Consider the following 13675-nt stretch of genomic DNA (forward strand, 5'->3'; position numbering starts at 1 on the left):
TCGTTGCCCGCATCCGCGCCGCCGGACACGAGATCAGCATCGCCGACCTGTTCGACCACCCCACGATCGCGGCGCTGGCAACCCTGGCACGGGCCGCGACGGGCCGGTCGACATCCACAGTGGACATTCGCGAGGGCACGGACGGCCCGCCGCTGTTCTTCGTGCACTCAGGCACCGGCGGCGTCACCGACTACGCCGCGCTCGCCGGGCACTTCGCCGACGGGCAGCGGGTCATCGGCCTGCAGTCCCGCGGGCTGGTCGACGACGAGGAGCCCCTCGCCTCGGTTGACGAGATGGCCCGGTCCTACCTCGAGGACGTCCGACGCATCCGGCCCGCCGGCCCGTACCTGTTCGCCGGCTGGTCCATGGGCGGATACGTCGCGCTCGAGATGGCGCGCCGGGCGGGCGGCGACGTGTTCCTGGTCGGGCCGCCGCTGCACGGCCTGGTGCCGAACCGTTGGCGGCGCCGGGGCCGCAAGGCGGCGCTCCGGCTGGTGCGCGCGCTCACCGACGCGATCGCAGGCGGCACGCCGCTGCGGCCCGCTGCCGAGCGGGAGCTGTTCGAGTTCTGGAGCGTGGCCGAGGAGGCCGCGGCCGGCGTGCGGGACGGCGACGTGCGGCGGCTGCGGGCGGCGCGGATCGCCATCCTCAACACGCTCGCGAGCGTCGACTATCGGGCGCTGCTGGCGCGGCGCTCGATCCGGCACGACGGCCGGGTGGTGCTGTTCCTGCCCGAGGAGGACGTGCCGCGCACGCGCGCCGCGACGCTCGCGCAGTGGCGCGCCGTCGTTCCGGCTGCGCTGGAGGTCCTGGATGCGCCCGGCACGCATTTCACACTCGTCCGCGGCGACGAGGGCGCCCGGTTCGCCGGCACGTGGTTGAGCGCCGAGCTCGCGCGGCGGCGCGATCTGGACTGACGCTGGACGATCGGTGGGGGCCGCCCGCACGGCCCTGTAGCGCGCCTTGTTCCTGCTCCGGCCGCGTGTAAGCGTGCTTGTTGCCGAGGGTCATCCCCCGGTGACATGCGGTACGAGCATTGGAGTCGCCGTGCGGGCAACCGTTCGATTGACGGGCATCCTCGACATCGCCGCACTGGGCGCGTCCCTGCGTGCAATCGGCGTGCCCGACACCGCATGGCGCCTGGCCGAACCGGGCCCGGGCCAACACCTGCTGCACCTCGACGCGGACGTGGTGGGCGCCTCCGTGCTGGCGCGGCTGCCCGACGCGTGCCGGGCGGCCCTCGAGCCGGTGCCGGTGCGGCGGCACCCGCTGGAGCTCGCCACGGACCGCCCGAGGTCTACCGCCGGCGACGCGCGGATCGCCGAGGCGCGGTTCGCGCCGCTGCCGGGCGACCGTCTCGCCGTGCTCACGGCATTTCTCGTGCTGCTGGGCCGCTACACCGGCCGGTCGGACTTCGTCGTCGGCGTCGCCGATGCGCGCACCGGCGCCCGGACGCCGCTGCGCGCCGACCTGACCGGCGACCCGCGCGTGCACGACCTGCTCGAACGCACGCGACGAGGCCTGGACGAGGCCGCCGCCGACCGGCCCGAAGCCGATCGGCAGGCGTCATTTCAGGTCGTCTTCGAGGACGCCTCGCGGCGGCCGGGCCCGGAGAGTCCGGACGGCGACCAGGAGCCAGGGATCGTCCTGGCGACCGTGGAGGCGGACCCGCCGGATGTCACGCTGGTGCACGGCGCCGACGCGGCGGTGGTGCGGTTCCGCTCGGCGCTCTTCGACGAGCCGACCGCCGGCCGGCTGCATGCGCACCTCGCGACGCTGCTGGCAGCTGCGCCGCACGCGCGGTTGTCGGAGCTGCCCATGCTGCCCGCCGACCAGCTCCGGCTCGTCCTGGAAGCGTGGAACGACACCGCGGTGCCGCCAGCGCCGGCGGCCGGCGTGCACGAACTGTTCGAGGCGCAGGCGGCGCGCACGCCGGACGCAGTCGCCGTGAGCGGCGCCGGCGCCTCGCTGACGTATGCCGAGCTGGACGCCGCCGCCAACCGGCTCGCCCGCCACCTGCGCGGCCTGGGCGTCGGCCCGGACGTCGTGGTCGGCGTCGCGCTGGAGCGCGACCCGCAGCTGCCGGCGGCGCTGCTGGCGATCTGGAAGGCGGGCGGCGCCTATCTGCCGCTGGACCCGGAGCAACCGGCCGACCGGCTGGCGTACATGATGTCGGACAGCGGCGCATCGGTGCTCGTCGGCACCGGCGAGCGGATCGCCGCCCTGGGCCGGCCCGCCGGCACCGTGGTGGCGCTGGACGACACCGCGACCATTGCGGCGATCGCGGCGCAGCCCGCCGCGGCGCCGGCCGGGGCGACGGAACCGGACCAGCTCGCCTACGTGATCTATACGTCCGGCTCGACCGGCGCGCCGAAGGGGGTGCTGGTCGGGCACCGGGGCGTGGTGAACCGGCTGCTGCGGATGCAGGAGGAGTGGCGGCTGCGCCCGGCGGACCGGGTGCTGCACAAGGCGCCGCTGAGCTTCGACGCGTCGGTGTGGGAGCTGTTCTGGCCGCTGTCCGTCGGCGCGCAGGTCGTGGTCGCGGAGCCCGGCCGGCACCGCGACCTGGACCACGTGGTGTCGCTGGTCGCCTCCGGCCGGGTCACGGTGCTGCACTTCGTGCCGTCGCTGTTCCGGCCGTTCAGCCGGCATCCGGGGCTGCCGGACGGGCCGTCGCTGCGATACGTCTTCTGCACCGGCGAGGCCGCCTCGAGCGACGACGTGGCGCGGCTGCACGCCCGCAACGCCACCGTGGTGGTCGGCAACCTGTACGGCCCAACGGAGGCGACGATCGAGTCGGTGTCCGCGGTGTGCGAGCGCGGCGGCACGGGCGCGCCCCCGATCGGCCGGCCGATCGGCGGCGTGCGCGCGCTGGTGCTGGACCTGAACCTGCGCCCGGTGCCGGTCGGGGTACACGGCGAGCTGTACATCGCCGGCGAGGGCGTGTGCCGCGGATACGCCGGCCGGTCGGCGCTGACGGCGGAGCGGTTCGTCGCCGATCCGTTCTCCGGCGGCGGCGCCCGGATGTACCGCAGCGGCGACCTGGCGCGCTGGCGCGCCGACGGGCAGCTGGAGTACATCGGCCGCATCGACCACCAGGTGAAGGTCCGCGGTGTGCGGATCGAGCCCGGCGAGGTGGAGGCGGCGCTGCTGGCCCACCCGCAGGTCGTGGACGCGGCGGTGGTCGCCCGGGGCGAGGCCGACGACCGGCGGCTGCTGGCCTACCTGGTCACCGCCGCCGCCGTGAACGCCAGCGAGCTGCGGGCCTTCCTGCGCGCCCGGCTGCCGGACTACCTGGTGCCGTCGGCCTACGTCGCGCTGCCGGCGATCCCGCTGAACGCCAACGGCAAGGTTGACCGCTCGGCGCTGCCCGACCCGCAGGCGGCCCGGCCGTCGCTCGCGACGCACTACGCGGAGCCGGTGACCGCGACCGAGGCGGCGCTGGCCGAGCTGTGGGCACAGGTGCTGGGCCTGGAACGGGTCGGGATCGACGACGACTTCTTCGATCTGGGCGGGCACTCGCTGCTGGCGACGCGGGTGATCTCGCGAGTTCGGGTCCGCTTCGGCGTCGAGCTGGACCTGGCCGCCGTGTTCGACGGCCCGACGGTCCGGCGGCTGGCCGAACGCGTCGATCGGGCGGGGCCGGGCGAGGTCGCGCCGCCGATCGTGCCGGTGCCGCGGGACGGCGCGCTGCCGTTGTCGTTCGCGCAGCAGCGGCTGTGGTTCCTGCACCGGCTGGAGCCGGACTCCCCGGAGTACAACGAACCCCTGGTGCTGCGGATCGGCGGCATCCTGGACGTGGACGCGCTGCGCGGCGCGCTCGGCGCGCTGGTGCGCCGGCACGAGGTGCTGCGGACCCGGCTGCTCGCCGACGACGAGGGCCGCCCGTATCAGGTCGTCGACGAGCCCGGCGGCGTCGAGCTGGTCGTCGAGGACTGCAGCGCGGCGGCGGCGGAGGCCTGGGTGGCCGCGGACGCGGTGCGCCCGTTCGACCTGGCCGCCGGGCCGCTGCTGCGGGCCCGGCTGCTGCGCCTGGGCCCGGCCGATCACGTGCTGAGCCTCTGCTCGCACCACGTGGTGTCCGACGAGTGGTCGGTCGCGTTGCTGCGCCGCGAGCTGGAGGCGCTGTACTCCGGCGTCGAGCTGGCGCCGCTGCCGGTGCAGTACGCCGACTTCGCTGTCTGGCAGCGGCAGTGGCTGACCGGCCCGGTGCTGGCGCGGCAGCTGGACTACTGGCGGGACCGGCTCGCCGGCGCGCCGGAGCTGCGGATCCCGGCCGACCGGCCCCGGCCGCCGGTGCGTTCCTCGGCGGGCGCGCGCGTCGAGTTCGACGTCCCGCCCGGCGTCGCCGACGGGCTGCGCGCAGTGGCCCACGACGCCGGCGCGACCACGTTCATGGCCCTCTTCTCCGCCTATGCCGTGCTGCTGGGCCAGTACGCCGGCCAGGACGACATCGTGGTCGGCACCCCGATCGCCAACCGCAACCGGGCCGAGATCGAGGACCTCATCGGGTTCTTCGTCAACACCCTGGTGCTGCGTGCCGACCTGTCCGGCGACCCGACCTTCGCCGAGCTCGTCGGCCGGGTCCGGCAGGTGGCGCTCGGCGCCTACCGGCATCAGGACCTGCCGTTCGAGCAGCTCGTCGACGCGATGGGCGCCGAGCGGGACCGGTCCCGCACGCCGATCTTCCAGGTGTTGTTCAACTACAACCAGGGCGACGCCGCCGGGCCGGCCGCCGGGATCACCCTCGCGAAGTTCGCGACGCCGGTGTCGGTCAAGTTCGACCTGCGGCTGGTCTTCGACGACGTCGACGGCGTGCTGAGCGGCGCGATCGAGTACAGCACCGCCCTCTTCGACGCGGCCACCGTCCGGCGCTTGGTCGAGCGGCTGGGGACGCTGCTGGCCGCGGTCGCCGCCGACCCGGCCGCCCGGCTTTCGGCCCTGCCCCGCATGTCGCCAGGCGAGCGCGGGGAGCTGACGGAGTGGAACGCCGCGACCGTGCCGGTCCCGCCCGCCGGCGGGACGCACCGGCTGGTCGCCGCCGGCCCCGGCACCGCGGTGGTCGCCGGCGGCATCACGCTGACCTACGGCGAGCTCGACGAGCGCGCCAACCGCCTGGCGCACCACCTGCGCGGCCTCGGCGTCGGACCGGAGACGGTGGTCGGGCTGTGCGCGACCGGCGCGGAGCTGGTGGTCGCCGTGCTGGCCGTGTGGAAGGCCGGCGGGGCATACCTGCCGCTGGACCCCGCCTACCCGGCGCACCGCCTGTCGTTCATGCTCGCCGACAGCCGGGCCGCGCTCGTCGTCGGCAGCCGGGCCGCCCTGGACGAGCTGCCCGGGGGCCGGCTGCGCACGCTCGCCCTCGACGACCCCCTGGTCGAGGCGGCGCTCGCCGCCGAGCCCGCCGCCGCGCCGGACGTGGCCGTCCACCCCGACCAGGCCGCCTACGTCATCTACACCTCAGGCTCGACCGGCCGGCCGAAGGGCGTCTGGGTCACCCACCGCGGCCTGGTCAACTACGTGCACGCCGTCGCCGGCCCCGCGCGCCTCGGCGGCGCCGGCCGGCACTACCTGCTGCTGCAGCCGGCCGCGACCGACTTCGGCAACACCACCCTGTTCGTCTGCCTCGCCACCGGCGGCACCCTGCACCTGCCCGGTCCGGGGGTCGCCGGCGACGCCGACGCCGTCGCCGGCTACCTCGCCGAGCACCGCATCGACTACCTGAAGATCGTGCCGTCACACCTGGCGGCGCTGGCCGGCCGGCGCGGCGCCGCCGCGCTGCTGCCCGCCCGCACCCTGGTCCTGGGCGGCGAGGCGGCGCCGGCCGCGCTGGTCGCCGAGCTGCTCGCCGCGGCCGGCGTCCGGGTCGCCGTGGTCAACCACTACGGGCCGACAGAGACCACGATCGGCGTGGCCGCCACCGTCCTCGGCGCCGGACCGGTGCCGCTCGGCCACGCCCTGCCCAACGTGCGGCTGCACGTCGCCGACCCCGCGCTCGGGCTCGTGCCGGTCGGCGCGATCGGCGAGCTCCATGTGGCCGGGCCCGCCCTGGCCCGGTGCTACGGCGGCCGGCCCGACCTCACCGCCGAGCGCTTCGTCGCCGACCCGTTCGCCGCGGACGGCAGCCGGATGTACCGCACCGGCGACCGCGTCCGCCGGCGCAACGACGGGCGCATCGAGTTCCTGGGCCGGGCCGACCAGCAGGTGAAGATCCGCGGCTTCCGGGTCGAGACCGGCGAGGTCGAACGGACGCTGCTCGAGCGGCCGGACATCGCCGCCGCCGCTGTCGTGGCCCGCACCGACGGCGACGAGACCCGGCTCGTGGCGTACCTCGTCCCGGCCGGCGCCGACCTCGCCTCCGTCGCGGACCTGCGCGCGCACCTGGGCCGCACCCTGCCCGAGCACATGGTGCCGTCCGCGTTCGTGCGGCTGGCCGCGCTGCCGTTGACGCCCAACGGCAAGACCGACCGCGGGGCCCTTCCCACGCCGGAGACCGACCGCAACGGCTCCTTCCCGGTGTACCGCCACCCGCACACCCCCATCGAGGAACTCCTCGCCGACATCTGGTCGGAGGTGCTCGGCCGCGAAGAGGTCGGCACCGGCGACAACTTCTTCGAGCTCGGCGGCCACTCGCTGCTCGCCACGCAGGTGGTGTCCCGAGTCCGGGCCGTGTTCGGCGTCGAGCTGGCGCTCACCGCGATCTTCGAGCATCCGACGGTCGCGGCGCTCGCCGCCGTCGTCGAGCGCGGCGGCGCCACCGCGGACGCCCCGCCGCTCGCCCCGCCGCTCACCCCGGTGCCGCGCGGCGGTCCGCTGCCGCTGTCGTTCGCGCAGCAGCGGCTGTACTTCCTGAGCCGGCTGGCGCCGGACTCGACCGAGTACAACAACGCCGAGGCGGTCCGGTTGCACGGTCCGCTCGACGTCGCCGCCTTGCGATCCGCGCTCGACGCGCTCGCGTCGCGGCACGAGATCCTGCGGACCCGGCTGGTCGACGGCGGCGACGGCGCCGGACGCCAGCTCGTCGACCCGCCCGCGGGCTTCGACCTGCGCGTCAGCGACGTCGGCGCCGAAGCCGACCCGCCGGCCGCGGCACGGGACCTGCTCGCCGCTGACGCCGCCGAACCCTTCGACCTGGCGGCTGGCCGGCCGGTGTGGGCGCGCCTGATCCGGCTTGCCGACGACGACCACGTCCTGGCCCTGCTGTGGCACCACGTGGTCTCGGACGAGTGGTCGGCGCAGGTCCAGCGGCGCGACCTCGCCGCGCTCTACGACGCCGCCCGGCGCGCCGAGGCCCCCGCGCTGCCCGCGCTGGCGGTGCAGTACGCCGACTACGCCGCCTGGCAGCGGCGGTGGCTTGACGGCGAGGCCGTCGGGCGACAGCTGGACTACTGGCGGGAGCGGCTCGCCGGCGCGCCGATGCTCGAGCTGCCAACCGATCGGCCCCGGCCGGCGGTGTGGTCGCCGGAGGCGGGCCGCGTCGAGTTCACCGCGCCCGCCGACGCGCTGCCGGCGCTGCGGCGGCTCGCCCGGCGCACCGGCGCGACGATGTTCATGACACTGCTGGCCGCATCGCTGGTCGTGCTGCGCCGCTACAGCGGCCAGGACGACATCGTCGTCGGCACCCCGTTCGCCGGCCGGAACCGCGCCGAGGTCGAGGACATCGTCGGGTTCTTCGTCAACTCCCTCGCCCTGCGCGTCGACCTGTCCGGCGACCCGACCTTCGCCGAGCTCGTCGACCGGGTCCGGCGTGCGGCGCTGGGCGCCTACGCCCACCAGGACGTGCCGTTCGAACAGGTCGTCGACGCCGTCCAGCCGGCCGGGCGGCGGGACCGCGCGCCGCTGTTCCGGGTGATGGTGAGCGTCGAGCGCGGCGGCGAACCGCGCACGTCGCTGCCGGGTCTACGGGCCGAGCCGTTCCCGGTCCGCGTCGCGGATGCCCGGTTCGACCTCACGCTGGGCTTCCGGGAGGGCGCCGACGAGCTGGGCGGGCTGCTCGTCCACAGCGCCGCCCTGTTCGACCGGGCCACCGTCGAGCGCGTGGCCGGGCACCTGACGACGGTGCTGGCCACCGTCGCCGCCGAGCCCGACGTCCGGTTGTCGCGCATCCCGCTGTCGCACGGCGCACCGCCGCCGGGGACGCCGTTGCCGGTGTCGGCGGCCCGTGCGGTACACCCGCAGCACGACGCCGTCCATGAACTGTTCTCCGCGCGCTCGCGCCGCCGGCCCGACGCCACCGCCGTCATCCACTGCGGCGAGCGGCTGACCTACCGCGAGCTGGAGCAACGGTCGAACCGGCTCGCGCACCACCTGCGCGGCATCGGCGTCGGCGCCGAGTCGCTCGTCGGGCTGTGCTTCGAGCGCGGCGCCGAGCTGCTCGTGGCGATCCTGGCGACCTGGAAGGCCGGCGGCGCCTACCTGCCGCTGGACCCGGAGTATCCCGCCGAACGGCTGGGGTTCATGCTCACCGACGCGCCCGTGTCGCTGCTGCTCGGCACCGCCGACGCGATCGCGGACCTGCCGGTCGGCCGGCTGCGCGCCGTCGCCGTCGACGACCGGTCCGTGCGCGCCGCCGTCGCCACCGCGCCGGTGACGCCGCCCGCCGCCGCGGTGCTCGGCGACCAGGCCGCCTACGTCATCTACACGTCCGGCTCGACGGGCCGCCCGAAGGGTGTCACGGTGACCCACCGCGGCCTGGCGAACCTCGCCCGAGCCCAGCGGCGGCGGTTCGACGTCGAAGCCGACGACGTGGTCCTGCAGTTCGCGTCGTTCGGCTTCGACGCGTCCGTGTCCGAAACCGCGATGGCGCTCGCCTCGGGCGCCACGGTCGTCATGGCGAGCGCCCGCGACCGCGCCGAGCCGGGCCGGCTCGCGGGCCTGGTCGGCGAGCACGGCGTCACGGTGGCCACGCTGCCGCCGTCGCTGCTCGCGGTGCTGCGCCCGGACGACTTCGCCGGTCTGCGGATCCTCATCGCCGCCGGCGAGCGGCTCACGCCCGGCCTGGCCCGCGAGTGGGCCCGCAGCACGCCCGTGCTCAACGCCTACGGGCCGACCGAGACCGCGGTCTGCGCCACCGCCGGGCACGTCGAGCCGGATGCCGAACAGGCCCCGTCCATCGGTACACCGATCGACGAGGTCCGCGTCCAGGTCCTCGACGGCAACCTGCAGCCGGTGCCGATCGGCGTCGAGGGCGAGCTGCACATCGGCGGCCCCGGCGTCGCCCGCGGCTACCACGGCCGCCCCGACCTCACCGCCGAGCGGTTCATCCCCGACCCGTTCGCCGGCGACGGCTCGCGGCTGTACCGCTCAGGCGACCGGGTCCGCACCCTCGACGACGGCGCGCTGGTGTTCGTCGGCCGCACGGACGAACAGGTCAAGGTCCGCGGCCACCGCGTCGAGCCGGGCGAGATCGAGGCCGCCCTGGCCGCACACCCGACCGTCGCCGCCGCCGTGGTCGTCGCGGACGGCGAGGGCCCCGAGTGCCGGCTGGTCGCCTACGTCGTGCCCGCCGCGGCGTCCGACGGGCTGCCCGATCCCGGTGCGCTGCGCCGGTTCCTCGGCCTGAGCCTGCCCGAGCCGATGCTGCCCGCCGTGTTCGTCGAGCTGGCGTCGCTGCCCCTCACGCCCAACGGCAAGGTCGACCGGGCCGCGCTGCCCTCGCCCGACGGCACCCGCCTCGCCGCCGGCACCGGGTTCGCCGAGCCGGTGACGCCGATGCAGACGACGCTCGCGCAGGTCTGGGCCGAGGTCCTCGGCGTCGAGCGCGTCGGCCTGCACGACGACTTCTTCGACCTCGGCGGGCACTCACTGCTGGCCATGGGGGTCGTCTCACGGCTGCGCACGGCGCTGTCGGTGGAGGTACCACTGCAGGCGCTGTTTGAACAGCCGACCCTCGCCGGGCTGTGCGAGGTGCTCGAGGAGCTCGCCGTCGCGGCCGCCGCGCCGCCGATCGCCGCGATCGACCGGTCCGGGCCACTGCCGCTGTCGTTCGCGCAGCAGCGGCTGTGGTTCCTGGCCCAGCTCGACCCCGGCTCCGTCGACTACAACGCCTCGATCACCATCCGGGTGCCGGAGCCGGTGGACCCGGCGGCGCTGCGGGCCGCGCTGACGGCACTTACGGCGCGCCAGGACGTGCTGCGCACCAGGCTCGTCGCCGGCGACGACGGCGTGCCGTACCAGGTGGTCGACCCGCCGTCGCCGGTCGAGCTGCTGCAGGCCGACGTCGGCGGCGAGCCCGACCCGACCGGCGCCGCGCGGGCCCTGCTCGCGGTGGCGGCGAGCCGCCCGTTCGACCTCGCCACCGGGCCGCTCGTCCGCGGCTTGCTGATCCGCGGCGCCGACGGCGAGCAGCTGCTGGGCCTCGCGATGCATCACGTCGTGGCCGACGAATGGTCGCTGGGCATTCTGCGTCGGGAACTGCTCGAGTTGTACGCCGCCGGCCGCGCGGGGCGGGAGCCGGCGCTCGAGCCGTTGCCGATCCGCTACGCCGACTACGCCGTCTGGCAGCGGCGCTGGCTCACCGGCGACGTGCTGCGCGCCCAGCTCGGATACTGGCGCGAGCGGCTTTCCGGCGCCGCGGTGCTGGACCTGCCGACGGACCGTCCGCGCCCGGCGGTGCGCTCGACCGCGGGTGCGGTGCTGGACTTCACCGTGCCGGCGGAGGTGGCCGAGGGCCTGCGGGTGTTGTCGAGGTCGGTCGGCGTCTCGATGTTCATGACGGTGTTCGCGGCGTTCAACGTGCTGCTGTCGCGGTACACCGGCCAGGACGACATCGTCGTCGGCACGCCGATCGCGAACCGCAACCGCACGGAGATCGAGGGCCTCGTCGGGTTCTTCGTCAACACGCTCGTGCTGCGCACCGACCTGTCCGGCGACCCCACCTTCACCGAACTGCTGGGCCGGGTCCGCGCGGCGACCCTCGGCGCCTACGACAACCAGGACCTGCCGTTCGAGCACCTGGTCGACGAGCTCGGCGTGGACCGGGACCGCTCGCGGACGCCGGTGTTCCAGGTGCTGTTCAACTACGCCACCGGCGACGGCTCCGGCCCGGCGCGGCGGCCCGTGAAGTACGACCTGACGGTGTCGATGGGCGAGGCCGGCGCCGGCCTGACGGGCGAGGTGCACTACAGCACGGCACTGTTCGACGACGACCGGATGGCCCGGCTGATCGGGCACCTGCAGCGGATCCTCGAAGGGGTGGCCGCCGATGCCGGCCGGCGGGTGTCGCGGCTGCCGATGCTGTCCGGGGCCGAGGTCCGGGATTTGGCCGTGTGGTGCGATGGCGGCGACGCGGAGCCGTGGGGTGGTGCGGTGCACGAGCTCGTCGCGGCCCGGGCGTTGACCGACCCGGACGCGGTGGCTGTGCGTAGCGGCGCGGTGCAGCTGACCTACGGGCGGCTGGTGGAGCGGGTCGGGGCGCTCGCGGGGCGGCTCGCGGCGGCGGGCGTCGGGCCCGGGTCGGTGGTCGGGCTACGCCTGGAGCGTGGGCCTGATCTTGTGGTGGCGGCGCTGGCGGTGTGGCGTGCCGGCGGGGCGTATCTGCCGCTGGACCCGGATCTGCCGGCGGAGCGGTTGTCGTTCATCGTCGCTGACAGCGGCGCGTCGCCGGTGCTCGACCGGCTCGACAGTCTCGACGGTCTCGACGACCCGGGATCGGCCGTGCTGCCGGGCGTGCCGGCCGACCAGGCGGCCTACGTCATGTACACCTCGGGCTCGACGGGCCGGCCGAAGGGCGTCACCGTCACGCACGGCAACCTGGCGTCGCTGCTGGCGGCGATGGCACGCCGGCCGGGGCTTACCGACCGGGACGTGCTGCTCGCGGTGACCACGTTCGGGTTCGACATCGCCGGCCTCGAGCTGTTCGGCCCGTTGGTGTGCGGCGGCCAGGTCGTGATCGCGGACCGGGATGAGGTGCGTTCGCCGCGGGCTCTGGCCCGGTTGATCGACGCCTCCGGCGCCACCGTCATGCAGGCCACGCCGGCGACCTGGCAGATGCTGCTCGACGACGGCTGGGCGGGCTCGGCGCGGCTGCGGGCGTGGTGTGGTGGTGAGGCGCTACCGGCGGCGCTGGCAGCGGCGCTGACCGGGCGGGTCGCGGCGTTGTGGAACATGTACGGCCCGACGGAGACCACCGTGTGGTCGGCGTGCGACCCCGTGACGCCGGATGGTCCGGTGACGCTGGGCACCCCGATCGCGGGCACCCGCTGGTATGTCGTTGACCGGTGGGGCAATCAGGTGCCGGTCGGGGTGGCCGGTGAGTTGGTGATTGCCGGTGCGGGTGTCGCCCGCGGCTATCTCGGCCGGCCGGATCTGGCTGCGGAGCGGTTTGTCGCTGACCCGATCGCGGGTGACGGCACGCGGTGGTACCGCACCGGTGATCTGGTGCGGTTGCGGTCTGACGGCCGGCCGGAGTTCTTGGGCCGTGCCGACCATCAGGTGAAGGTGCGTGGGTTCCGGGTCGAGCTCGGCGAGGTTGAGGCGGCGTTGCGGGAGTTGCCTGGGGTGGCGGGCGCGGTCGTTGTCGCTGATGAGCGGCAGCGGTTGGTGGCCTACGTGGTCGGTGCTGCTGTCGATGCTGTGGCGTTGCGGTCGCGGTTGCCGGAGTACATGGTCCCGTCGGTGTTCGTGTCGTTGCCGGCGTTGCCGTTGTCGGCGAACGGCAAGGTCGATCGGGCGGCGCTGCCGGCACCGGATCTGTCGCGGCGGGTTGATGTGTTCGTAGCGCCGGCGGGTCCGGTGCAGGAGGTGCTGGCCGGGATCTGGGCCGAGGTCCTCGGCGTTGAGCGGGTCGGCGTCCATGACAACTTCTTCGCGTTGGGCGGGCACTCGCTGCTGGCCACCCGGGTCGTGTCGCGCATCCGGTTGGCATTCGGGGTCGAGGTGTCGGTCGCGGCACTGTTCGACACGCCTACGATCGCCGGTCTGACGCCGGCGGTCGACGCGGCCGGGACGGCGGCGACACCGCCGATCGTGCCGGTCGGGCGGGACCGCCCACTGCCGTTGTCGTTCGCGCAGCAGCGGCTGTGGTTCCTGCAGCAGCTGGAGCCGGGCTCGGTGGAGTACAACCTGCCGATGTCGCTGCCGTTGCCGGGCCCGCTGGACGTCGACGCGCTGGTCGCCGCGCTCGCCGGGTTGGTCGAGCGGCACGAAGTGCTGCGGACGCGCCTGGTCGCGGATGCCGAGGGTGTGCCGTGGCAGGTGATCGACCCGGCGCCGGTGCGGTTCGAGCTGCCGGTCGTGGAGGTGCCGGCTGCGGAGGTCGGGGCGTGGCTGGCGGCGGATGCGGTGGTGCCGTTCGACCTGACCGCGGGTCCGTTGTTCCGGGCGACGTTGCTGCGGGCCGGTCCGCAGTCGCATGTGCTGGCCCTGGCGATGCATCACGTGGTTGGCGATGAGTGGTCCTCGGCGATCCTGCGCCGGGAGCTCGACGGTGGCGGGCAACGGCCGGCGGTGCAGTACGCCGACTTCGCTGTGTGGCAGCGCCAGTGGTTGACCGGCGAGGTGCTCGAGGCACAACTGGACTATTGGCGGGCGCGGCTGGATGGCGCGCCGGCGTTGGAGTTGCCGACGGATCGCCCGCGCGGCGCGGTGCGGTCGTCGGCGGGTGCGGTGCTGGACTTCGTCGTTCCGGCTGATGTCGTTGAGGGTCTGCGGGCGTTGTCGCGGGCCGCTGGTGTGT

Annotated in this window: 2 protein-coding genes; both read left to right on the forward strand. The window is 75.0% G+C overall.

Annotated elements, in window-relative coordinates:
• Positions 1-917: thioesterase domain-containing protein (locus tag Dsi01nite_RS56340; RefSeq protein WP_203854784.1), on the forward strand; the 917-nt coding region annotated here is incomplete at its 5' end.
• Between the two features lie 130 nt (positions 918-1047).
• A partial coding sequence (locus Dsi01nite_RS56345; protein ID WP_203854785.1) for a non-ribosomal peptide synthetase occupies positions 1048-13675 on the forward strand: 12628 nt, incomplete at its 3' end.

Origin of the sequence: Dactylosporangium siamense, assembly GCF_016862795.1 — a bacterium.
GTDB lineage: Bacteria > Actinomycetota > Actinomycetes > Mycobacteriales > Micromonosporaceae > Dactylosporangium > Dactylosporangium siamense.